This is a genomic window from Streptomyces sp. G7(2002), assembly GCF_028870195.1.
GTDB lineage: Bacteria > Actinomycetota > Actinomycetes > Streptomycetales > Streptomycetaceae > Streptomyces > Streptomyces nigrescens.
This window is the reverse complement of sequence record NZ_CP102609.1, coordinates 6,229,778-6,253,311: the sequence shown is the minus strand read 5'-3', so window position 1 is coordinate 6,253,311 and position 23,534 is coordinate 6,229,778. Positions and strand designations below refer to the sequence as shown.

At 70.4% G+C, this 23,534-nt stretch carries 19 protein-coding genes and 1 pseudogene; 11 read left to right on the top strand and 9 right to left on the bottom strand.

The features are described 5' to 3' along the window. Positions 1-40: 40 nt before the first annotated feature. Positions 41-346, bottom strand: a complete 306-nt coding sequence (locus NUT86_RS26685; RefSeq protein ID WP_078518586.1) for a WhiB family transcriptional regulator — start codon at positions 344-346, stop codon at positions 41-43. Positions 347-648: 302 nt separating this feature from the next. Further along, entirely contained in the window at positions 649-1,539 is an 891-nt protein-coding gene (locus NUT86_RS26680; protein ID WP_274737946.1) for a DUF1707 SHOCT-like domain-containing protein, read from the bottom strand. 167 nt (positions 1,540-1,706) lie between these two features. On the opposite strand from NUT86_RS26680, the gene NUT86_RS26675 reads away from it, so the two are divergent. Beyond that, positions 1,707-3,380 (top strand): fumarate hydratase, encoded by a 1,674-nt coding sequence (locus NUT86_RS26675; protein ID WP_093637580.1) that lies wholly within the window; start codon positions 1,707-1,709, stop codon positions 3,378-3,380. Positions 3,381-3,443: 63 nt separating this feature from the next. Here the strand turns inward: NUT86_RS26675 and NUT86_RS26670 are convergent, their stop codons facing one another. The 4 genes from NUT86_RS26670 to NUT86_RS26655 all read right to left on the bottom strand — a co-directional run bounded on the left by NUT86_RS26670 (position 3,444) and on the right by NUT86_RS26655 (position 6,554). Then, a complete protein-coding gene (locus tag NUT86_RS26670) occupies positions 3,444-4,244 on the bottom strand; it encodes a hypothetical protein (protein WP_274737944.1) in 801 nt (266 codons plus the stop codon). Between the two features lie 251 nt (positions 4,245-4,495). Continuing rightward, entirely contained in the window at positions 4,496-5,155 is a 660-nt protein-coding gene (locus tag NUT86_RS26665; protein WP_109892377.1) for a TetR/AcrR family transcriptional regulator, read from the bottom strand. Next, positions 5,152-5,832, bottom strand: a complete 681-nt coding sequence (locus tag NUT86_RS26660; protein WP_274737942.1) for a DUF4166 domain-containing protein — start codon at positions 5,830-5,832, stop codon at positions 5,152-5,154. Before NUT86_RS26660 ends, NUT86_RS26665 begins: the two co-directional genes overlap by 4 nt. Beyond that, positions 5,829-6,554 carry a hypothetical protein gene (locus NUT86_RS26655; RefSeq protein ID WP_159486358.1) on the bottom strand — a complete coding sequence of 242 codons (726 nt, stop codon included), beginning with the start codon at positions 6,552-6,554 and terminating at the stop codon, positions 5,829-5,831. Before NUT86_RS26655 ends, NUT86_RS26660 begins: the two co-directional genes overlap by 4 nt. Before the next feature lie 151 nt (positions 6,555-6,705). Here NUT86_RS26655 and NUT86_RS26650 point away from each other — a divergent pair, with 151 nt between their 5' ends. After that, positions 6,706-6,924 carry a hypothetical protein gene (locus tag NUT86_RS26650; RefSeq protein ID WP_274737939.1) on the top strand — a complete coding sequence of 73 codons (219 nt, stop codon included), beginning with the start codon at positions 6,706-6,708 and terminating at the stop codon, positions 6,922-6,924. A gap of 70 nt (positions 6,925-6,994) precedes the next feature. Here NUT86_RS26650 and NUT86_RS26645 read toward each other — a convergent pair whose 3' ends face one another. Beyond that, complete coding sequence (locus tag NUT86_RS26645) at positions 6,995-7,195, bottom strand: SCO3870 family protein (RefSeq protein WP_018089342.1); 201 nt, start codon at positions 7,193-7,195, stop codon at positions 6,995-6,997. A 148-nt stretch (positions 7,196-7,343) separates the two neighbouring features. Continuing rightward, on the bottom strand, positions 7,344-8,675 hold the full coding sequence (locus NUT86_RS26640; RefSeq protein ID WP_274737936.1) for a glycoside hydrolase family 27 protein: 1,332 nt from the start codon (positions 8,673-8,675) through the stop codon (positions 7,344-7,346). Between the two features lie 500 nt (positions 8,676-9,175). On the opposite strand from NUT86_RS26640, the gene NUT86_RS26635 reads away from it, so the two are divergent. The 6 genes and pseudogenes from NUT86_RS26635 (at position 9,176) to NUT86_RS26610 (ending at position 17,077) form a co-directional block, all read left to right on the top strand. Next, complete coding sequence (locus tag NUT86_RS26635; protein WP_141725544.1) at positions 9,176-9,484, top strand: hypothetical protein; 309 nt, start codon at positions 9,176-9,178, stop codon at positions 9,482-9,484. A 121-nt stretch (positions 9,485-9,605) separates the two neighbouring features. Then, positions 9,606-11,033 (top strand): class II fumarate hydratase, encoded by a 1,428-nt coding sequence (locus tag NUT86_RS26630; protein WP_274737934.1) that lies wholly within the window; start codon positions 9,606-9,608, stop codon positions 11,031-11,033. Positions 11,034-11,121: 88 nt separating this feature from the next. Then, positions 11,122-11,853 (top strand): cytidylyl-2-hydroxypropylphosphonate hydrolase, encoded by a 732-nt coding sequence (fomD, locus tag NUT86_RS26625; protein ID WP_371874825.1) that lies wholly within the window; start codon positions 11,122-11,124, stop codon positions 11,851-11,853. Positions 11,854-12,064: 211 nt separating this feature from the next. Continuing rightward, on the top strand, positions 12,065-12,748 hold the full coding sequence (locus tag NUT86_RS26620) for a class I SAM-dependent DNA methyltransferase (protein ID WP_018089337.1): 684 nt from the start codon (positions 12,065-12,067) through the stop codon (positions 12,746-12,748). A 536-nt stretch (positions 12,749-13,284) separates the two neighbouring features. Beyond that, positions 13,285-15,431: pseudogene (locus NUT86_RS26615) on the top strand (SpoIIE family protein phosphatase). 182 nt (positions 15,432-15,613) lie between these two features. Next, positions 15,614-17,077 carry a catalase gene (locus NUT86_RS26610; RefSeq protein ID WP_018089335.1) on the top strand — a complete coding sequence of 488 codons (1,464 nt, stop codon included), beginning with the start codon at positions 15,614-15,616 and terminating at the stop codon, positions 17,075-17,077. Positions 17,078-17,156: 79 nt separating this feature from the next. Here NUT86_RS26610 and NUT86_RS26605 read toward each other — a convergent pair whose 3' ends face one another. Then, the gene (locus tag NUT86_RS26605; protein ID WP_274737932.1) at positions 17,157-19,418 is read right to left on the bottom strand and encodes a transglycosylase domain-containing protein; all 2,262 of its coding nucleotides are present in this window, start codon (positions 19,416-19,418) and stop codon (positions 17,157-17,159) included. Positions 19,419-19,726: 308 nt separating this feature from the next. Between NUT86_RS26605 and NUT86_RS26600 the strand changes: the two genes are divergently transcribed. The 3 genes from NUT86_RS26600 (at position 19,727) to NUT86_RS26590 (ending at position 23,451) form a co-directional block, all read left to right on the top strand. Continuing rightward, entirely contained in the window at positions 19,727-20,713 is a 987-nt protein-coding gene (locus NUT86_RS26600) for an SPFH domain-containing protein (RefSeq protein WP_159486370.1), read from the top strand. Beyond that, a complete protein-coding gene (locus NUT86_RS26595; RefSeq protein ID WP_018089332.1) occupies positions 20,710-20,976 on the top strand; it encodes a hypothetical protein in 267 nt (88 codons plus the stop codon). The genes NUT86_RS26600 and NUT86_RS26595 overlap by 4 nt, the downstream gene beginning before the upstream one ends. Positions 20,977-21,096: 120 nt before the next feature. Continuing rightward, positions 21,097-23,451 carry an FtsX-like permease family protein gene (locus tag NUT86_RS26590; RefSeq protein ID WP_274737929.1) on the top strand — a complete coding sequence of 785 codons (2,355 nt, stop codon included), beginning with the start codon at positions 21,097-21,099 and terminating at the stop codon, positions 23,449-23,451. Positions 23,452-23,534: the final 83 nt, after the last annotated feature.

Here is a 23,534-nt window from a genome sequence, read left to right as displayed (position 1 = left end):
CTGTGGTGCGCCGTACGGGCCGAAGCCGGTGCCGCGACGGTCAGCCCGCCGCGGGCATATGGGCCGTGCGCTGGAGCTCGCTCTCCCGGCGCCGCCGGCGGGTCAGCACGACCCGGCGCTCGGCCGCGGTCAGACCTCCCCAGACGCCGTACGGCTCGGGCTGGAGCAGCGCATGCTCCCGGCACTCGACCATCACGGGGCAGCGGGCACAGACCCGCTTCGCGGCCTCTTCTCTGGCCAGTCGCGCGGCGGTGGGCTCCTTGGACGGAGCGAAGAACAGCCCGGCTTCGTCCCGGCGGCACACCGCCTCCGAATGCCAGGGGCCGGCCTCATCGCGAGCAGGCATTTGCTGGGACGGAACGACAGCGGCATCCTGCAGGGGCTGATGCGGTAGCAGCACGGTCTACTCCTGACGACGGCTTCGGCGCGAGAATCACCCTTGCCCGTCTCGCTGCGCACGGCCTTTTTCCGCACCCCGCAGCCGTACGAGAGACGATGCACCAGCCCTACCCGCTGTACGCACGCTTATGCACACCGTGGCGATCGTGCGACAACGAGAAAAGCGTCAGCGGACGAACCCTCCGGGAACGACGGCGAACGCCCCTTAGCAGCGCCCGCCGACCGCCGGCCGCGGCCCGTCCGCCGCCGTCAGTGGTCCGTGCCCTTACGGAACCGGTCCCGGCGCTCGCGGCGTTCGGAGCGGTGCTGCTCGTGCCACTCCCGCTGTTCCTGGCGCAGCTGGTGGTGGCGCTCGCGGTGTTCGTCGCGCAGTTGCCGGCGCATCTCCCGGTGCCCCTCGACCAGCCGGTCGCGCAGATCGCGGATCCAGGCGCCGCGCTTGGGCCTGGCCTCCACACTGCCCAGCACCGCATAGCCGTTGACCAGCACCTGCGGGGCGTCGGCGTCCTCCGCGTCATGGGACTCGACCTCGAAGCTGCCGAGGATGCCGGAGCCGCTGCTGCGCAGCGTGATGTTCTGCGGGACCTGGATCTCCACGCTGCCGAAGACGGCCGTGACATTGATCTGGATCTGCTGCTGCGGGAAGACCGCCTCGGTCAGATCGATCTCGACGCTGCCGAAGAACGCCACGGCGTTGATCCGCGCCGGGGCCTGCCAGCGGCCCTTGCGGACGGCGGCGCTGAAGACCGCGACGAGGTTCTGGTCGGGGGCCGGGGCGCCGGGCCCGTAGGCGTACCCGGCGGAGTCCTGCTGCGGGCGGCCGGCGCCGGCGGCGGGCAGATCCCGTACGACGGGCTCCAGTTCGCCCATGGTCTTCGCGCGGTAGACCGTGTCGATCCGCTCCGCGTGCTCCTCCGGGTCCAGCCGGCCCTCCGCCAGCGCCTCGCGGAGGATCCCGGCGATCCGGTCGCGGTCCGCGTCGGACGCCCGGATATCGCGTTCGGCCACCGCGGGCGGCGCCGGCGCCCCGGCCGCCGGCTTGGTCATGTTCAGCGGTTGCCGCTCCTGGAGCCGGTCCTGCTCCTGAAGCGGTCCGGGCGGGGTCTCAGGGCCCGGACGTCCCCCGTTGTCTGCATCCACCGGCCCAGCGTACCGAAACGCGATAGATCGCGACTAGGAATCGAACGGACCCGGCCACGCGCCGACTGAGCCTTACCTCACAGCGGCGTCCGCTCGCCAGGGTTCTACGCTGTTGAGGCGCTGCCGTAGATGCCAGCCGGACCTCTCCGAGTAAGGAATGACCTTCAATGCCGGAATTCGCCTACACCGACCTGCTCCCCGTAGGTGAGGACAACACCCCGTACCGTCTCGTCACTTCGGAGGGTGTGAGCACCTTCGAGGCCGACGGCCGTACGTTCCTCAAGGTCGAGCCGGAGGCGCTGCGCAAGCTGGCCGCCGAGGCGATGCACGACATTTCGCACTATCTGCGCCCCACCCACCTCGCCCAGCTCCGCAAGATCCTGGACGACCCCGAGGCCAGCGCCAACGACCGCTTCGTCGCGCTCGACCTGCTCAAGAACGCCAACATCGCCGCCGCGGGCGTCCTGCCCATGTGCCAGGACACCGGCACCGCGATCGTCATGGGCAAGCGCGGCCAGCAGGTCCTGACCGAGGGCGGCGACGAGGCGGCCCTCTCCCGCGGTATCTACGACGCCTACACCCAGCTGAACCTGCGCTACTCGCAGATGGCTCCGCTGACCATGTGGGACGAGAAGAACACCGGCTCCAACCTCCCCGCCCAGATCGAGCTGTACGCGACCGACGGCGGCGCCTACAAGTTCCTCTTCATGGCCAAGGGCGGCGGCAGCGCCAACAAGTCCTTCCTCTTCCAGGAGACCAAGGCGGTCCTCAACGAGGCCTCCATGATGAAGTTCCTGGAGCAGAAGATCCGTTCGCTGGGCACCGCGGCCTGCCCGCCGTACCACCTGGCGATCGTCGTCGGCGGTACGTCGGCCGAGTACGCCCTCAAGACCGCCAAGTACGCCTCCGCGCACTACCTCGACGAGCTGCCCGCCGAGGGCTCCCCCACCGGCCACGGCTTCCGCGACAAGGAGCTGGAGGAGAAGGTCTTCGAGCTGACGCAGAAGATCGGCATCGGCGCCCAGTTCGGCGGCAAGTATTTCTGCCACGACGTCCGCGTGGTCCGGCTGCCGCGCCACGGCGCGTCCTGCCCGGTCGCCATCGCCGTCTCCTGCTCCGCCGACCGCCAGGCCGTCGCGAAGATCACCGCCGAGGGCGTCTTCCTGGAGCAGCTGGAGACCGACCCGGCCCGCTTCCTCCCGGAGACGACGGACGAGGAACTGACCGAGGGCGCGGGCCCCGACCTCGACGCCGTCGCCATCGACCTCAACCGCCCCATGGACGACGTCCTGGCCGAGCTGACCAAGCACCCGGTCAAGACCCGCCTGTCCCTCACCGGCACGCTGGTCGTCGCCCGCGACATCGCGCACGCGAAGATCAAGGAACGGCTGGACGCCGGCGAGGAGATGCCGGAGTACCTGAAGAACCACCCGGTGTACTACGCGGGCCCGGCCAAGACCCCCGAGGGCTACGCCTCCGGCTCCTTCGGCCCGACGACCGCGGGCCGGATGGACGCCTACGTCGAGCAGTTCCAGGCCGCCGGCGGCTCCAAGATCATGCTCGCGAAGGGCAACCGCTCCCAGCAGGTCACCGACGCCTGCGGCACGCACGGCGGCTTCTACCTGGGCTCCATCGGCGGCCCCGCGGCCCGTCTGGCCCAGGACTGCATCAAGAAGGTCGAGGTCCTGGAGTACGAGGAACTCGGCATGGAAGCCGTCTGGAAGATCGAGGTCGAGGACTTCCCCGCCTTCATCGTCGTCGACGACAAGGGCAACGACTTCTTCCAGGACCCGGCGCCGGCGCCCACGTTCACGAGCATTCCGGTGCGCTCGGGGAACTGACCCGCTCGCAGTACCGCCCACGGGCCCCTGGCACCCGCCAGGGGCCCGTGGCCTTTGCCGCGCTCAGTACCAGCCGATGATGTCGAGCCCCGGACCGAAGTCGGCGTAGACCTGCACGGGCTTTCCGTCGGAGGTCACGAGTTTTTCGAACAGCAGCTTCGGCTCCGCGGAGCTGCCCTTCTCCTTCAGGAACCAGCCGTGGTCGGTGTGGACGATGGTTTTCTTCCCGTCGGAGCTGGTCGCCTCAAGTGTCTTCTCAGGGTGGACGGCCTTGGTCTTCACCACGTCACCGGCATCCGTGACATCCCAGGTCAGCTCGTCGTCCGCGGAGAATGTGCCCTTCGGGAGAGCCAGCTCTTTCCTGAGGTCTTCAGGCTTTTCCGGGTCGGCGGAGTACACCGTTTCGTTGTTGGCCAGGAAATACACCCTCGTGCCATCGGGGCCGAAGCGAGGCTGGGCGTATACGGGCTTCCCTCCGGAGTATGTCGGCCGACCGCCGATCCTCAAGGGCTTCTTCCCGTAGAGACCGGTCCCGCGCCCGACGTCTGTGTAGCCCCCGATGAAGAGTTCCCCCTCACCGGTGGTCCAGACGACCTTGCGCCAGTCGGAGGAAAAGGCTTCCCTCTTCCACACATTGGGCTTGGCGTCATGCGGCAGGAACGCGTCCACTGTCTCCTTGCCGGTCTTCACATCGAAGACGGCGAAATTGGTGCCCGCTAAGGTGACCAGTCCCGTCACCTTCGGCCGGGGGGACTTGGCCTCCGCCGATGGACTCGCCGCGGGCTTCGTCGAACGGTCCTTGCCGCTCGGTGCGGGCTCGGAACCCCCTCCGCAGGAAACGGTGCCCGCGAGCAGGACGGCCACCAACGGAAGCGCGCGAAGGACTCCCCGGCGGGGATTCCACCCGGTCAACGCACTCCGGCCCTTGCCACAGGTGTGCACAGAGACGCTCGGCATCCACGATCATCCCCTTGTCTACAGCCAGATAGCGCTCAGTTGACCACAGCGCCGACTGTCCGCAGGGGGAAATGAGATGTTCCCCTTCCCGTCCGAGGCAGCTGTCGGGCCCTTCATGGTGCGGCCGGGCCTCGGGCAGGTCCTCTCGCGAAAGGCCGCTACCGTGCTTCCGGCGTCGCTCGGGCGCGTCGGGCGGTGCCGCGGCGGAGCTGGGCGCGTACGGCGCGTTGGGCGACCGGGCCCAGGTCCTCCAGCACGCCGAGCAGTCCGGACAGCTGCTCCAGTGCGTCCAGGGCTCCCAGCGCCCCTTCCGGGTCCACGCCCTCGTACAGCTCCAGGCCGACGAAGCCCGCCGCGAGTGCCCGGGAGAGGCCGGTGACGTCCACGAATGCGGCGATCGGTGTCCCGGCCAGCACCCGCGCCAGCACCTGTTCGATCTCCTCGATCCACAGGGCGAGTCCGGCGACGGTCGCGGGGGCGAGCCGGGGCTGCGTCTGGGCCCCGGCCAGGAGCTGGGCGAGGACGGCGACATGGCCGGCGGCGCGCTCCTCGGTATGCAGCTCCCGCCCCAGCTCCAGGAGTTCGGCGAGGCTGCCGACCTGCGCGAAGCGTTCGCGGTAGTGCGCGACGCGCTGTTCCGCGCCGTACCGGCAGGCGGCGGCGAGGAGTTCGTCGACGCTGCCGAAGTGGTAGAAGACCAGGGCCTGGTTGACTCCCGCGGTGGTGGCGATGCTGCGGGCCGAGGTCTTGGCGATGCCCTGCTCGATGAGCGTCTGCAGCGCACCGGCGAGCAGTTTCGTACGGGTATCGGCGCTCATGTTCTGACCTCCTCGCGCAAGGGCCGCAGCCCGGCGCGCACCCCTCGCTCGGCGATGTTCACGAACTCGGCGGAGAAGGACCCCTCGTATCCGAAGAGGGGGCCGAACCGCCGGTTGCCGACCCTCACCTGGATACGGAACAGCCCGGCCGCATCATCGTACGACTCGCGCACCACCGCATCGCCCCCGATCAGGTCCGGCACCCGGACGTCGACCGGCCCCTCCCGGAAGCGGTGCTCGCCGGAGCGGATGATCAGGGCCCCGGTGCTGTCCACCGTGAAGTACAGGTCGGTGGCGAGGTGCTGGTGGGTGCCGAGGTAGTCGACGACGCAGCCGCGCTCGGGGCTGAAGACCATGGTGGCGTCGAAGCGGCGGGGGCGGCGCGGGAAGGAGAACGTCCGGACGAAGGTGACGGTCTCACGGCCGAAGGAGTCGGTGTACGGGACGTTCTCGATGACGAAGGGGATGTCCCGGCCGGTCTGCGGGACGAGGATGTGGCGGCTGCCGCCGAGGGCCAGGAACGGCCGGACGAAGCTGCGGCCGTGCCAGATCCGGTCCATCGTGCCCCTCCCGATGCACGCCTCCCCGCTGTCGAGCCCGACGGAGAAGCGCCGCCGGATGTTCGGGTGGAGCCGGTCGAAGTCGGCTCCCAGGGCGCGCTGGAATATCGAGGTCATGACTTCTCCAGGGTGGCGAGGAGGGCGGTCGGGGCGGCAGCGCTCTCGCTGCGTCCGGCCCGTTCCGGCGGGCGGCGCAGACAGCGGCGGGCGGCAGGGGTGACGGACAGGGGCGGCAGCAGCAGCGCGGCCCCTGCCACGGCGAGGACGGGGCCCACGGCCCCGGCGCCGGGGACCACGGCTGCGGTGACGAGGACCGCGGCGATACGGGCGAACAGCTCGGCGAGGGCGTGGCGCAGCGACCGCTCCGGGGTGATCCCGCGCTCGCACCACAGCCGCAGCCGGTCGAAGGACCAGGCGGTGGCCCAGCCCATGAGCGGCCGGAAGACGAGCCGGTCGACGACCCGGCCGAAGCGTCCCCAGCGCGGCCGGTAGTCGTATCCGGTGAGGAACCGCAGCTCCTCACCGTCCGGGACGTACCGCCAGTACCCGCGGCCCTCCTCGATGAGCGACAGCGGGTGTGCGGAGGCGAAGCGGAGGGCGGAAGTCCGGGTGCCGTCGGGCCGGTTCCGCTCACCGGCCGAGACGCCGGTGCCGTCGACCGTGAGCAACGGCAGGACGCGGGTGGCGTAACGGAAGCGCTGCGGCTCCCCCGGCTCGCACGGCAGATAGTCGATCTCGCTGAACCTCAGGTCCCAGCGCTGATGCCGGTCCGGCAGCTGACTGCGGTCCCAGACCTCATCGATCCCGGCGCGGATGCGCGCCTCCACGTACAGACCCATAGGGATTCCCCCGTCCCAGACGTTTTGAGCGACTGCTTAAAACGCAGCGTAGAGGGTTTTGAGCAGTCGCTCAAGGTCGTTGGGAGGGGAGGACGGGAGGGAGGGGGCTCTACGGACATCCCCGGAGCAGTGCGCGATAGCGGGCACTGCCATGACGGCCAACTCCACGGAGGGCACCGCGCCCTCCCGTGACAGCAGCGCGATATTCGCCGGCCAAGGGCACACCGCCCGCCGGGCCGCCGACCTCGTGGCCGCTCTGCTTCCGCCCGCGATCCTGGTGGTGACGGGCCTGCTGGTACGGGCCCGGCTGATCGATGACGGGTTCGTGGTCCTCACATACGGCGGCTACCTGCTCGCAGAGCTCTCCTGACCGGGCGGACGAGCCGGCATGCAACGGGCGCCGGGGCTGATGCCCCGGCGCCCGTCGAATTCTGTGGAACTCAGTGCGAGTTCGTCCGGCGGAAGCGGACCCACGTGACGACCGTCAGGCATGCGGTGGTCCACATCAAAACGCTGGCGGTGGCCACGGACTCGACGTACTGCTCGTAACCGACCGCGCGCAACTGGACCGCGAGGGCGCCCAGCGCCGTCCCCAGCGACGCCAGCGCGGCGGACAGGGTGGCGAAGGGAGGCTGTGTCATTCCATCTCCTCTGCTGTGAACCGAAATTGTGTTCACCGAGTGTAAAGACGATCTCGTAGCGCAGGTGCGGAATGAGCGCCTCAGGGGCCCAACACCCGGTCCTACCAGCCTCGATGACGTGGACAGGCGCAGGGTGGCCACGCCTGACTCAGCCCGTACGGATCGAGCCGGTCACCGGCCACCACACGGACCTGGCGGGGGGCCGCGGGCTCACCCGGTAGAGCACGGTGCCGCCGGCCGGAACGGTGGCGCTGATGGTGCCGTCGGTGCTGACATGGCTGGAGTGCGCCCACAGGTCGTTGAGGTGGTAGCCGGTGCTGTTCGCCGGGAGGCCGACGGCCGCCGCGGTGGTGGAGATGACGGCCTGTGAGGACGATTCGTTGAACAGGGCCACGGCGACGTCGCCGTTGGCCAGGGGGCGGCGCAGCACGTTCAGACCGTTCTCGGTGGTGACCGCCGTGCCCTGTTCGCCACGGCTGTCCTGATTGACGGCGATGACGTCCTTGTTGAGGTAGACGCTCCGGTCCTGGTCACTGATGGGGAAGCCGGAACCGCCGGCGGCCGCGGGGGTACGCAGGTCGGCACCCGAGATCAGCGGGGCCGCGAGCACTGCGGCGACCGAGAGCTCGGACTTCTCCTGGTCATACGTCAGGCGCTTGTTGGGGTCGTTGGAACCCGACGCGAAGGCGTAGTTTCCGGTCCCCAGCATGTCGATGTCGTTCCATCCGCCGGGGCCGGCCCACTTCGCCTTGTCCAAGTCGGTGTGGATGAGGCGTTTGAGGCCGTCGAAGGAGGCGTCCCGGTCCCCGTCGATGCGCCACATGTTGGCCACGCTCCTGCCCCACTCCCAGGGGGACTCGCCCTGCGCCGCGGGCTGGAGCGAGAGGCTGAAGACGATCGGACGGCCGGTTCGTTCGAGTGCGTCGCGCATGGTGCTGTCCCGGGTCTCCAGCGGCAGCTTTTCGTCGCCGGGCCGCTGGTCGGGGTCGCTGGCCGTGCAGTTGTCGTACTTGAGGAAGTCCACGCCCCACGAGGCGAAGGTGTCGGCGTCCTTCTGCTCATGACCAAGACTTCCGGGGAAGCCCTGACACGTGTGGTACGTCGGGCTCTCGTAGACGCCGAACTTCAGGCCCTTGCCATGGACATACGCGGCGAGTTCGGCCAGGCCGTGGGGGTACTTGGCCGCGTCGGGGACGAGGCGGCCTTCGGAGTCGCGGGACCGTTCCATCCAGCAGTCGTCGATGGTGAGGTACTGGTAGCCGGCGTCGCGCATGCCGCTGGACACCATGAAGTCGGCGGTGTCCTTGACGATTTGCTCGGTCGCGTTGCAGCCGAAGGTGTTCCAGCTGTTCCAGCCCATCGGCGGGGTGCGGGCCAGGTCGTTGTCCAGGGCCTGCGCGGGGCCCGCGGTGAGCAGGGGGACGCCGAGCAGAGGGGGCAGGAGGGAGAGGGTGAACAGTAAACGGGAGAGCACACGCATGGAGGCCTCCAGCAGGGAGTCGGGGATCCGGGGGGATTCACGTCATGAGTGGGCGTCACCTCCGGCAGGGTGACCGTGCCCACCTCGGTCCGGGTGGTTCCGTCGGCGGAGTAGTCGGTGCGCCGCATCCGACGCCTGACGCGGTGCGCGGGCATCTGACGCGGTGCGCGGGCAAGCGCACCAAAATCAACATAAACAGTCAATGCCCGCAGCAATTCGCCCCGTTGATCCAGCCAGTTCAAACAAGATGAAACGGATCTCAACGTCTGCGCTGCCCTGCTCCGGCCCTCTCCGAGCGCTCGGGGAGGCATCGTTGCTGTGTGCGGGCCCTCGGGCAACGCCCCGTCAGGCAACAGCCGTGACGGCCGGTCAGGACGGATCTGCGAGGGCGGAACCCGGAGACCCGCGACGGCCATGATCACTACACTGTTCGAGTGACACCTGACCTGTGTCACGTCACTGATTTCATGACCACATGGGGGATACGCAGCATGCGCAAAATGAGCCGTTCGCTGGCAGTTGCCGTCACATCCGTGGCGGTTGCCGGTATCGCCTTCGCCGGGGTCGCGCCGGCCAGTGCCGCTCCGGTGGGTACCGCGGCGGCGAGCAGCGCCAAGTGCGACAGCATCGAGAAGGCCATCAGGCAGCACACGATCGCGGCCGACAAGTACCAGGCACTCGCCAAGAAGGAAGCCGGCAAGGCTCACCCGGACCGGGACAAGGTCGCCCAGTACAAGGCGAAGGCCAAGGCCGAGCTCAGCGCCGTCGATGCGTACCAGGTGGAGTACGCGAGGCAGTGCAAGGGGTGACGTCGCAGCGATGACGTACCAGGGCCCGGCTCTTCGGAGCCGGGCCCTCGTGCGTGCGCCGTCGGGTGAGCGGGCTTCCGTATCCGGGAACAGATCGGCGGCCGCGGGTACTGAAACAGGTATGAGCGAAAACGGCGACTTCAGCGGATCCGGCGACAGCGACTCCGACGGCTTCCGGACCGAGCACGACTCCATGGGTGAGGTGCGGGTGCCCGCGCATGCGAAATGGCGGGCGCAGACACAGCGGGCGGTGGAGAACTTCCCGATTTCCGGGCAGCGGCTGGAGCGGGCGCACATCGCGGCGCTGGCGCGGATCAAGGGGGCGGCCGCCCTGGTCAACGGCGAGCTGGGGGTGCTGGACAAGGAGATCGCGGAGGCGGTGCAGGAGGCCGCTAACGAGGTCGCCGAGGGGCGGTGGGACGAGCACTTCCCCATCGATGTGTTCCAGACGGGGTCGGGGACGTCCTCGAACATGAACACCAACGAGGTCATCGCGACGCTGGCGAGCGAGCGGCTGGGCCGCCAGGTGCATCCGAACGATCACGTCAACGCGAGCCAGTCGTCCAACGACGTCTTCCCGTCCTCGATCCATATCGCGGCGACCTCGGCGGTTCTCGACGATCTGATCCCGGCGCTGGAGCATCTGGCGGAGAGCCTGGAGCGGAAGGCCGAGGAGTTCGCCGAGGTCGTGAAGTCGGGGCGGACGCATCTGATGGATGCGACACCGGTGACGCTGGGGCAGGAGTTCGGCGGCTATGCCGCCCAGGTGCGGTACGGCGTCGAGCGGCTGCGGGCGTCGTTGCCGCGGCTGGCGGAACTCCCGCTGGGCGGTACGGCGGTGGGGACGGGGATCAACACGCCGCCCGGGTTCTCGGCCGCGGTGATCGCCGAGGTGGCGCGGGCGACCGGGCTGCCGCTGACCGAGGCGCGCAATCACTTCGAGGCGCAGGGGGCGCGGGACGCGATCGTCGAGACCAGTGGGCAGCTGCGGACGGTCGGGGTCGGTCTGACGAAGATCGCCAATGATCTGCGGTGGATGGCGTCGGGGCCGCGGACCGGGCTCGCGGAGATCGCGCTGCCGGATCTGCAGCCGGGCTCGTCGATCATGCCGGGGAAGGTCAACCCGGTGATCCCGGAGGCGGTGCTGATGGTGGCGGCGCAGGTCACCGGCAATGACGCGACGGTGGCGGCGGCCGGGGCGGCCGGCAACTTCGAGCTGAATGTGATGCTTCCGGTCATTGCCCGCAATGTGCTCGAATCGGTGCGGCTGATCGCCAATGTGTCGCGGCTGCTGGCGGACCGTACGGTCGACGGGATCACCGCGAACGTGGAACGGGCCCGTGAGTACGCCGAGTCGTCACCGTCGGTCGTCACTCCGCTCAACAAGTACCTCGGGTACGAGGAGGCGGCGAAGGTCGCCAAGAGGTCCCTCGCCGAGCGGAAGACCATCCGCGAGGTGGTCCTGGAGGGCGGCTATGTCGAGCGGGAGCTGCTGAGCGAGGCGCAGTTGGACGAGGCGCTGGATGTGCTGCGGATGACACGTCCGTAACAACGGAGCGGCGCAGGATACCCCGTCCGTAACGCCCGGTGCGTCTCATGTCACGGCGCGCGTCATGCCGCGCCTCTAAGATCTGCGCATGACAGCGGACATGGTGGACACGACGGAAGGCGAGACGGCCGGCGGTCGCGGGGCGGCCGGGGCGAAGCGGGCGGCGGACGGGGCGCGCTGGGCGCCGGGGGACCACATCCTCTGGCGCTATCGCGACAACGCCGATGCCGGGCGGTTCCACATCTGTCGGCCGATGACCGTTGTCCAGGACACCGATGAGCTGCTGGCCGTGTGGATGGCGCCCGGCACCGCCTGCATCAAGCCGGTGCTCGCCGACGGCACGCCGGTGCACCGCGAGCCGCTGTCCACCCGCTACACCAAACCGCGCCGGACCGCCCGTGACCACTGGTTCGGCACCGGTGTGTTGAAGCTGGCCCGGCCCGGCGACCCGTGGTCGGTGTGGCTCTTCTGGGAGCGCGGCTGGCAGTTCAAGAACTGGTACGTCAATCTGGAGGAGCCGCGCCGCCGTTGGGCGGGCGGCATTGACTCCGAGGATCACTTTCTCGACATCTGTGTCTATCCGGACCGGCACTGGGAGTGGCGGGACGAGGACGAGTTCGCGCAGGCGCAGCGGGACGGCCTGATGACGGACGCCCAGGCCGCCGAGGTCAGATCCGCGGGCCGGGCCGCGATCGCACAGATCGCGGCCTGGCGCGCGCCGTACGCCGACGGCTGGGAGGATTGGCGGCCCGATCCGGCCTGGGGCGTTCCCCGGCTCCCGGAGAACTGGGACCGCGCGCCGGAGCGTTTGCGGTCGTGAGGGAGTGAAGTGAAACGACGTGAGTGAAGGGGGCGAACCGTGGAAAGGTGCGCCTATGGGCAAAGCTGTTTCCCGCGAGGCGAGAGGCACGGCCGAGCCCCCTTGCTGCGCCCCGGGCCTTCAAACGTAGGATCGTCCTCCGCAAGACTGCACAGGCGCAACTCCAGAACTGGAAAACGAACTTGACCGCGGTCGCAGGAGGGGCGAGGTCGTGAGTGCGACTAGCTACGACGGATATGAGGGGCTGAACCGGTTAGCACTGGACCGGGCCGGCCAGGCCGAGGCGTTCGACGCCATCGGCGACCGGTATGACGACGCCTTTCCGCACAAGGAGGGCCAGCTCGCTTCGAGCGCCTGGCTCGCCGACACCCTGCCCGCCGGCTCGCGCATCCTGGACCTCGGATGCGGTACGGGCCTGCCGAGCGCCCGCCAGCTCTCGGACGCCGGGCATCGCGTCGTGGGTATCGATCTCTCCCCCTCGATGATCAAACTGGCCCGGCAGAACGTCCCGGGCGCCGACTTCCACCGACTGGACATCGCCGATCTGCGCAGCGGCCGACTCGGCGGCCGTGGCTCCTTCGACGGTATTGCCGCTTATTTCTCGCTTCTCATGCTGCCCCGTGCCGAAATCCCTTACGCACTGGGCATGCTCCATGATCTGCTACGTCCTGAGGGGCTGCTTGCCCTGTCGATGGTCGAGGCGGATGTGGACGACTTCACGATTCCGTTCCTGGGCAACTCGATCCGGGTATCGGGTTACCTGCGGGACGACCTGCGCCGGGTCGTGCACGACGCGGGTTTCGACGTCGTCGGGGAAGATGCCTACGCATACGCCCCGTCAAGTACGGACGTACCACCCGAGATCCAGCTCTTTCTGCACCTGCGACGCGCTTGAGACGCAGCGCGTCGGGCGCGGCCGCACGGGCGGCGCGCTCGGAACGCGGCGCGTCGGGCGCGCAGCCCCGGACGGATGGAATCCCACGCGTGACGGAGCACCCCACCTCCCACGAATCGCGGCAGTCGGCCTCGACCGCCGCGTCCTCGCTGTCCCCTGCCCGGGGGCCGGCCGGGACGGCGCCGCTCGGCGCGGTCCCCGACCCGCGCAGCGCCCTGCAGCAGCCCGGCACGACCGGGTGCGTTCCGGTGCCCGGCACCGGCTTCGCGGTGCGCGGCGGTGACGACATAGGTCTCGCCGGTGTCACCGTCACGGCCTCGGCGGGCTCGCCGGCCGGCCATGACGACGGCGAGCCGGCCGCGGACCACGGCGCGGCGCGGCGGGACCCGACGGCGGACGCGGACAGCGCCGCCGCCGGGCACTCCGGCGGGCGTGCCACCGATCACTCCGCCGCGCACCGCGGCGGCCATGCCGCCGCACGCGATGCCTCGGTCCCGTATGGGGAGGCGTACGGCGACTCGTACGGGGAGGTATCCATGCCTGCGAGCGGGCGGCCGGACGGGGCGGGCCGGGAGACGGCCCGTGCCGGACAGCGGGTGGCGCAGGGCGCGGTGGGCCGCGCCGAGGCGCCCGAGCCGGGTGAGGAGCCGCACCACGGTCAGCTCCCGCGCCATGGCGGTGAGGGTGTCGGACGGCCGCGGGAGGGCGGCGGTCCGTCCGGTGCCGGGCGGTCGCGGCCGCGCGGCGGTGAGCCGGGCGGGACGGTGCCGGAGCAGGCGCCGCACGGCGGACGGTCCGCGGCCCCGGGCGCCCCGCACGGTGAGGTGTCGCGGCCGGCGGCCGGGGAGGCCGCCGGGGCGCAGGTGCCCGCGGCGGCCGGCCCGCCGCCGGAGCCGCTGCCCGCCGCGCCGGCCCGCTCGGCGCATCCGGGCGAGAGCGGTGAGGTGGCCGCGGCCCGGCAGGCGGGCGGTGACCGGCTGCGCTTCATCGGGGCGGCGACGCGGCGGATCGCCCGGGGCATCGACCTCGACGAGATCGTGCTCGGGCTGTGCCGGGCGACGGTTCCGACGTTCGCCGACGCCATCCTCGTCTATCTGCGCGACCCGCTGCCGGTGGGCGATGAGCGCCCGACCGGGCCGGTGGTGCTGCGGCTGCGCCGTACCGACCGGATTCCGGAGGAGCCGGACACCAACGGCGGCCGGCTGCCGGTGCTGCCCGCGCAGCCCGATCTGGGCCCGGCGATGGGCGGCAGCGCGGCGGAGCTGGCCGAGGTGGAGCCCGGCGGTCCGCTGGCCGAGGTGCTGCGGGGCGTACGCCCGCTGTTCGGCGAGGCGCAGGCGGCGCGGACGGCGCTGCCGGAGCTGCTGGGCCCTGACCCGCGGCTGCCCGGCGGCCATCGGGTGATCCTGGCGCCGCTGCGCGGCCGCCGCCGGGTGATCGGTGCGGCGGTGTTCCTGCGCCGTCCGGACCGCCCGGCGTTCGAGCCGGACGATCTGCTGGTCGCGGCGCAGCTGGCGACGCACACCGCGCTGGGTGTGGACAAGGCGGTGCTCTACGGCCGCGAGGCGTATATCGCCGATGCCCTGCAGCGCACGATGCTGCCGGACTCGCTGCCGCAGCCGACCGGGGTCCGGCTGGCCAGCCGCTATCTGCCGGCCGCCGAGACGGCCCGGGTGGGCGGTGACTGGTACGACGCGATCCCGCTGCCGGGCAGCCGGGTGGCGCTGGTCGTCGGCGATGTCATGGGGCACTCGATGACCTCGGCCGCGATCATGGGCCAGCTGCGGACCACGGCCCAGACCCTGGCCGGGCTGGATCTGCCGCCGCAGGAGGTGCTGCACCACCTCGACGAGCAGGCCCAGCGGCTGGGTACGGACCGCATGGCGACGTGCATGTACGCGGTCTACGACCCGGTGGCGCACCGGATCACCATCGCCAACGCGGGGCATCCGCCGCCGGTGATGCTGCACCGCGGCGGGCGCGCCGAGGTGCTGCGGGTGCCGTCGGGCGCGCCGATCGGTGTCGGCGGGGTGGACTTCGAGGCGGTGGAGCTGGACGCCCCGGCGGGCGCCACGCTGGTGCTGTACACGGACGGTCTGGTCGAGTCGCGGATCCGGGACGTGTGGACCGGGATCGAGCAGCTGCGGGAGCGGCTGGCGGAGACGGCCCGGCTGACGGGGCCCAACCCGCCGCCGCTGGAGCCGATGTGCGACGAGGTGCTGGACATGCTGGGCCCCGGCGACCGCGATGACGACATCGCGCTGCTGGCGGCCCGGTTCGACGGGATCGCGCCCAGCGATGTCGCGCGTACTGGTATCTGGACCCGAAGGCGCAGACGGCCGGCCAGGCCCGGCGGCTGGCCCGGCGGGCGCTGGCGCGCTGGGGTCTCGATGAGCTGACCGACCAGCTGGAGCTGCTGGTCAGCGAGGTGGTGACGAATGCGGTGCGGTATGCGGAGCGGCCGATCACGCTGCGGCTGCTGCGCACGGACGTACTGCGCTGCGAGGTCGGTGACGATGTTCCGCAGCTGCCGCGGCTGCGTCAGGCCCGGCCGTCGGATGAGGGCGGGCGGGGCCTCTACCTCGTCAACCGGATGGCGCGGCGCTGGGGCGCGACCCGTCTGAGCATGGGAAAGGTCGTCTGGTTCGAGCTGTCGATGCCGCCGGGGACGCCGCGCCGCTGAGCCTGCCGGGCGCCCCGGCCCCGTCCCACATGTTGGACCCCGTCTGAGACCGGACGGGGTCCAACTCTTGCCGACATGCCGTCGGGGGAGTTCACTGCTTGGGTGGGCGCAAGGGACTGACTGCCCCAATTCGGGACTGACCGACCCCTGCTCCCAGTCGTCGAAACAGGAGGCACTCCTCCATGACCAGCACCGCGCACAACGTCCCGCGCACGACGAACAACGCCGGCGTTCCGGTGGAGAGCGACGAGCACTCCCTCACCGTGAGCCCGGACGGCCCCATCCTGCTCCAGGATCACTACCTCATCGAGAAGATGGCCCAGTTCAACCGCGAACGGGTCCCCGAGCGGGTGGTGCACGCCAAGGGCGCCGGCGCGTACGGCTTCTTCCAAGTCACCAATGACGTCAGTCAGTTCACCAAGGCAGATCTGTTCCAGCCGGGCAGGACCACCGAGATGCTGGCCCGGTTCTCGACCGTCGCGGGTGAGCAGGGCTCCCCCGACACCTGGCGCGACCCCCGTGGCTTCGCGCTGAAGTTCTACACCCAGGACGGCAACTACGACCTGGTGGGGAACAACACCCCGGTCTTCTTCGTCCGGGACACGATCAAGTTCCAGGACTTCATCCGCTCCCAGAAGCGCCGCCCGGACAACGGGATGCGCGACAACGACATGCAGTGGGACTTCTGGACGCTCTCGCCGGAGTCGGCCCACCAGGTCACCTGGCTGATGGGCGACCGCGGCATCCCCAAGAGCTACCGCCACATGAACGGCTACGGCTCGCACACCTACATGTGGGTCAACGCCGGCGGCGAGAGGTTCTGGATCAAGTACCACTTCAAGACCGACCAGGGGATCGACTTCCTCACCCAGGAGGACGCCGACCGGATCGCCGGCGAGGACGGCGACTACCACCGGCGCGATCTGTTCGAGGCCATCGACGGCGCGAACGCTCCGTCGTGGACGCTGTATGTGCAGGTCATGCCGTTCGCGGACGCCCCGGACTACCGGTTCAACCCGTTCGATCTGACCAAGGTGTGGCCGCACGGCGACTACCCGCTGATCGAGGTCGGGCGGATGACGCTCAACAAGAACCCCGAGGACTACTTCATCCACATCGAGCAGGCGGCGTTCGAGCCGTCCAACATGGTGCCGGGTGTCGGTCCCTCGCCCGACAAGATGCTGCTGGGCCGGCTCTTCTCGTACGCGGACACCCACCGGTACCGCATCGGCCCGAACTACGCCCAGCTGCCGCCCAACCGGCCGCATGTGCCCGTCCACTCGTACGCGAAGGACGGCCCGATGCGGTACGAGCCGTCCCGTGCGGCCCGGCCGTACGCCCCGAACAGCTACGGCGGCCCGGCGGCGGACACCCTGCGCTACGGGGAGCCCGCGGGCTGGGAGACCGGCGGTGAGATGGTCCGCGAGGCGTACACGCTGCGCCGCGACGACGACGACTTCGGCCAGCCGGGCACCATGGTCCGCCAGGTCCTCGACGACGCGGCCCGCGACCGGCTCGTCGGCAATGTGTCCGGCCATCTCCTCAACGGCGTCAGCCGTCCGGTGCTGGACCGCGCGCTCCAGTACTGGCGCAACATCGACAAGAACGTGGGCGACCGGATCGCCCACAAGGTGAACGGCGGCTGAGGCACCGCCCGCCGTAAACACGCACCGCGGCCCCCGCCTCGATGGTGGGGGCCGCGGTGCGTGTGTGCCGGGACCGGTGTCAGCGGAAGTCGGTCAGGCTCTCGCCGTCGGGCTTCCCGCCGGTCGGCTTGCCCCCGGTGTCCCCGTCGTCCGTGCCGCCGGTCGGCGGACCGGAGCTCGGGTCGGTCGGGGTGGCCGGGTCCGACGGCTTGCCGCTCGTGGGGTCCGACGGCCGCCCGCTCGGGCTGGACGGGGTCTGCGACGGGGTCTTGCTCGGCGTCTCGGACGGTGTCGGGCTCGTCGACGGGGTCTTGCTCGGCGTCGGGGTGGGCGTCGGCGGCACCCCGGCACCGAGGTCGGTCTCCAGGTCGAACTCCGCGCCGGTGCTGCCGCCCAGCGCCGACTCCGTGTAGTCGGCCCACACCCGGGCCGGGTAGCCGCCGCCGTTGACCCGGCCGCCGCCACCGGTGCCCTTCAGGGTTACCTGGGCGCCGCCCTTGGGGGACTCACCGAACATGCCGACCGCGGTGACCAGCTTGGGCGTGTAACCGACGAACCACGCCGACTTGTTGTCGTCGGAGGTACCGGTCTTGCCGGCCGCGTCGTACGCCGTGTTCTGCACGGACTCCGAGGCGGTGCCGTCGTTGACCACGCCGGTCAGGACCGAGGTGAGGGTGTCGGCGGTCCGGCGGCTGAGGACCTGGTCGCCGATCGGGTCCTTGAGCGGGACCGCGGTCTGGACGCCGTTGACGGGGTGCATCGCCTTCTTGACCAGGGTCGGGGTGACCTTCTTGCCGTGGTTGTCGAGCGTGGCGTAGGCCCCGGCCATCTGGAGCGGGCTGGCGCCCATGGTGCCCAGGGTCATCGCGGGCTTGGCGTCGATCTTGGAGCCGTCCATGCCCAGCTTGACCGCGGTCTCCTTGATCTTCTCCAGGCCGACGTCCGCGCCCATCTGCGCGAAGACCGCGTTGACGGAGTTGTTGGTCGCCGTCTGGACGCTGATCTTCCCGTACGGGTGCTCGTCCTCGTTGGGCGGCGCGAAGGGGATGGTGCCGCCGACGACCGGGCGGCGGTTACGGCCGTCGTAGATCGTGTTCGGGGTGATCGGGAGGCCGTCCTGAGTGACCGCGTTGTTCTCCATCGCCGACGCCAGGATCAGCGGCTTGAAGGTGGAGGCGGGCTGGTAGTCGGAGCGCGTGGCGTTGTTCGTCCAGTGCTTCGGATAGCCGTCGCCGCCGTACATCGCCACGATGTGCCCGGTCTTGGGGTCCACCGAGGTGGCACCGAGCTGGGCGTCCCGGTCGACCTTGCGCTTCTCGGGGTCGAGGTCGTCGGTGAGCTTGCGCTTGACGGACTTCTCCAGCGCCTTCTGCTTGTTCTTGTCGATGCCGAGGGTGACGGTCCAGCCGCCGGCCTCGAATTCGGACTCGTCGACGCCCTGGGCGAAGAGTTCCTGCTTGGCCTGCTTGACCAGGTAGCTGGTCTGGCCGCTCACGCCGGGCAGCGGCCTGGGGGCCTGGGGCACCTCGAACTTCTGCCGGGCCCGGTCCGCCGCGGGGAGCCACTTCATCTCGACCATGTTGTCGAGGGTGTACGCCCAGCGTTCCTTGACCCGCTTCTTGCCGGCCTTGGTCGCGCTGGACCAGTCGTACTGGCTCGGCGCCTGGAGGAGCGACGCGAGGTAGGCGCCCTCCGAGACGGTGAGCTTCTCGACGTCCTTGCGGTAGTAGGCCTGGGCGGCAGCCTGGATGCCGTAGGCGCCGCGGCCGTAGTAGCTGGTGTTGATGTAGCCGGCGAGGATGTCGTCCTTCTTGAACTTGTTGTCCACCTTGAGCGAGATGACGATCTCCTGGAGCTTGCGGGAAACCGTCTGCTCCTGGCTCAGGTAGTAGTTCTTGACGTACTGCTGGGTGATCGTCGAGCCACCCTGCTTGCCCTGACCCCGCAAGGTGTTCAGGACCCCGCGCAGGGTGCCCTTCAGGTCGACGCCGGAGTCTTCGTAGAAGGATTTGTTCTCCGCGGCGACGAAGGTGCGCTGGACGTCCTTGGGTATGCGGTCGAGCGGGACCGTCTCGCGGTTGACGTCGCCCACCCGCGCCATGACCTTGCCGTCGGCGTACTTGTAGACATTGCTCTGCAGCTTGGCAGCGCTGTTGCCCTTGGGGATGTCCACGTACAGGTACAGGCCGATGAATCCGAGGATGCCCAGCAGGCACGCCCCGAGAAAGGCTCCGAGGAGCTTCTTCCAGGTGAAGAAGCGGCGTATGCCGGACTTCTTGTCTGTCTGCTTGGCACGGCGAGCGCTCCCCTGTCGCGCCCGTCTCGCTTCCGCTCGGCCCATCGCTTCAGCAACTCCAGTCGTTCCGCCCCCAGCTAATTCAGCTGTTGAAGCTAACACCGCATCTGTCAACAAATACTCATCGATCAAGGCTTTTCCCGACGTGACAAACAGCACCCGCCGCGACGGAACCATGAGGTGGGTTTTGCGCGTCGCCACCCCCTCACCTGGGGCCTTGCCGCCGGAGAACCCTCGCACACCACTGGACGCCGGTACGCGGCGCCAGATAAAGTGCTATCACTTTGCTAGACCAGCGACATCACCAATTGCGGCGGACATCACCTGCCGCACCTGGAGAAACGGGGACCCCTATGTCCGACCAGACACCGGCCGACACGTCAGGCCAGACGCCGGCCGACCACCCCGGCGGCGACCTCGGCGTCGACGCCCCCGAGATGCCCAGGCCGCAGGTCCGCGAGGTCCCGGCGCACAGCATCGGGGGCGGGCTGGCCCTGCTGCTGACCGTGCTCGGCGTCGCGCTGAGCGTCGGCCTGCTGATCGTCGGCGGCATACTCGGCTCCGCCGGCAAGGACGCGGCCGCCGTCCCGATGTTCATCGGCGGCGTCCTGCTGCTGCTCACCTCGTTCTTCTGCATGACCGGCGTGAAGATGGTCGCGCCCGGCGAGGCCCGCGTCATCCAGCTCTTCGGGCGTTACGTCGGCACCATCCGCACCGACGGACTGCGCTGGGTCAACCCGCTCACCAGCGCCCGCAAGATCTCCACCCGGGTGCGCAACCACGAGACCGCGGTACTGAAGGTCAACGACGCCTACGGCAACCCGATCGAGCTGGCCTCGATCGTGGTCTGGCAGGTCGAGGACACCGCCCAGGCGCTCTTCGAGGTCGACGACTTCCTGGAGTTCGTCGCCACCCAGACCGAGGCGGCCGTCCGGCACATCGCCATCGAGTACCCCTATGACGCGCACGACGAGGACGCCCTGTCCCTGCGCGGCAACGCCGAGGAGATCACCGAGAAGCTCGCCCTGGAGCTGACCGCCCGGGTCCAGGCCGCCGGCGTACGGATCATCGAGTCCCGCTTCAGTCACCTCGCCTACGCCCCCGAGATCGCCTCCGCCATGCTGCAGCGCCAGCAGGCCGGCGCGGTGGTCGCGGCCCGCCAGCAGATCGTCGAGGGCGCGGTCGGCATGGTCGAGCAGGCACTGGCACGGATCAGCGAACAGGGCATCGTCGAGCTGGACGAGGAGCGCAAGGCCGCCATGGTGAGCAATCTGATGGTGGTGCTGTGCGGCGACCGGGCCGCCCAGCCGGTCCTGAACACGGGCTCGCTCTACCAGTGAGCACCGACGCCCCCAGGGAGACCGGCTCCGGGAACGAGCCGGCCCCCGCGCGACGGCCGCAGCAGCGCAAGCAGGTGCTGCTGCGGCTGGACCCGCTGATCCACGACGCCCTGGCGCGCTGGGCCGGCGACGAGCTGCGCAGCGCCAACGCCCAGATCGAGTTCCTGCTCCGCAAGGCCCTGTCGGAAGCGGGCCGGCTGCCGAAGGGAGCGGGGGCACCACCGCGACGGGGGCGGCCGCCGAAGGAGCCGGGGGGCGAGTGAAACACGAGCTCTATACACACTATGTATAGAGCTCGTGTAGAGTGCGTCCACGCCCCTGGCCCGGTACGTGCACAGGCCAACGGGGATCAGTCCCCCCGCCCGCACTCCCGGAGGTCCGCCATGAGGAGGAGCATCCCTGCCGCCTGGGCCCGTGACCTCGCACGGGGTGCCCGCTTCGCCGTCGGCACCGGCCGGGAGGGCTGGGCCCGTACGCTCCTGACCGCGGTCGGCGTGGGGCTCGGCGTGATGCTGCTGCTCGGTGCCGCCTCGGTCCCGCACCTCATGGACAGCCATCAGGCACGCCGCGAGGCCCGGCTCATCGACGCGAACACCGAGAAGGGGACCCGGCCCGGCCCCAGGACCCTGCTGTACACGGACCGTGACACGGTCTTCCGCGGCGACGGAGTCCACGGCGTACTGCTGCGGCCCGACGGCCCCGCCCCCGTCCACCCGCCCGGTGTGCGCACCCTGCCGCGGCCCGGCGAGATGGTGGTCTCGCCCGCGCTCAAGGAACTGCTCGCCGCACCGGACGGCGCGCTGCTGCGGGAACGGCTCGGCCGCACGGTGGTGGGCACCATCGCCGCCCCGGGACTCGTCGGACCCGGCGAACTGACCTACTACGCGGGCGATGACACCCTCACCGCCTCTGCCCGGACGCCCCGCATCAGCCACTTCGGTGGCGAGCTCCCCACGTCACCGATGGGCCCCCGGCTCACCGTCATCGTCATCGAGGCCTGTGTGGTGCTGCTGATGCCGGTGGCCGTCTTCCTCGCCACCGCCGTGCGCTTCGGCGGCGAGCGCCGCGACCGCCGGATGGCCGCGCTGCGGCTGATGGGCGCGGACAGCCGGATGACCCGCCGGATGGCGGCCGGGGAGGCACTGTGCGGGGCGCTGTGCGGGCTGGTGCTGGGGGCGGGCCTGTTCCTGCTCGCCCGCCGGTTCAGCGGGCGGATCACCGTCTGGGACGTCAATGCCTTCCCCTCCGACCTGGTCCCGGACCCCGCGCTCACCGCGCTGATCGCCCTCGCCGTACCGCTCTGCGCGGTCATCGTCACCCTCGTCGCGCTCCGCGGTGTCACCGTCGAACCGCTGGGCGTCGTACGCCACCACACGCCCCGGCGCCGGCGGGTGTGGTGGCGGCTGCCGCTGCCGGTCCTCGGCGCGGTGATGCTGCTGCTGACCGGCAGGGCCGGCCCGGCACCGGCGGAGGCCCGGGTCGATCCCTATCTGCTCGCGGGCGGTGCGCTGCTGGTGCTCCTCGGGATCACCGTGCTACTGCCGTGGCTGGTGGAAGCGGTGGTGGCCAGGCTGCGCGGCGGCCCGGTCCCCTGGCAGCTCGCCGTCCGCAGGCTCCAGTTGAACAGCGGCGCCGCGGCCCGCGCGGTCAGTGGCATCACCGTCGCGGTGGCCGGCGCCATCGCGCTGCAGATGCTGTTGGCCGCCGTCCAGGACGACTTCACGAGCGTGACGGGGCAGGACACGTCGCGGGCCCAGCTCACCGTCGCGTTACCGGCCCGGGGTGCCGTCACCCACCGGAAGGTGCTCGACGAGTTCCGTGCGACGGAGGGGGTCCGCGGGGCCACCGCCGTCCTGCACTCCACGGTGTCGCGCCCCGGGGGCCGGGCCTTCGACTCCGCCGCCCCGTTGACCGTCGGTGACTGCCGCAGCCTCCGGGAGCTGGCGCGCCTGGGCCCCTGCAAGGACGGCGATGTCTTCCTCGTCCGGGACAGCAGCGGAGCGGTCGGCGACGGCGCTCTCGCACGGACCGCGCAGCCGGGCGGGAAAGTGCTGCTCCACAGCGAACCGGACGGGCCACGGGCCAAGGGCCGGCCGCCGCTGTGGACCGTCCCGGAGACGGCCAGGACCGTCCCCTCGCGCTCCGGCCCCGCGGGCGATGTGGTCTTCGGGATCTTCGCCACTCCGTCGGCGGTCCCGGTGCCGGACCTCGCCGCCCCGGTGGCCGAGGCGATGCTCACGCTCGCCCCCCGGGTCCCGGACGCGGCCGAGTACGCCCGCAACACCGCGGCCCGCCTCGATCCGTGGGCGGACGTCCGCACGCTGCGGAACACCGAGCGGGACCATCAGTTCTCCACGGTGCGCACCGGGCTGCTGGTCGCCTCGACGGTGACGCTGGCGCTGATCGCGGCGAGCATGCTGGTCACCACACTGGAACAACTGCGGGAGCGCCGCCGGCTGCTGGCGGCCCTGGTGGCGTTCGGCACCCGGCGCGCCGACCTGTGCTGGTCGGTCCTGTGGCAGACCGCCGTTCCGGTGGCGCTCGGGCTGGCGCTCGCCGTCGTGGGCGGCTGCGGGCTGGGGCTCACCCTGCTCCGCCTGGTCGGCGAATCCTCGCCCGACTGGTCGGTGATCTGGCCGATGGCGGGAGCCGGTGCGGCCCTGGTCCTCCTCGTCACCCTGCTGAGCCTCCCGCCGCTGTGGCGGCTGATGCGCCCCGACGGGCTGCGAACGGAATGAACACCCCCGCCCCCCCGGGCCGACTGCCGCCCCCGGTCAGGCCGCTATACAACACACGTATACACCGACGACACACCCACGAG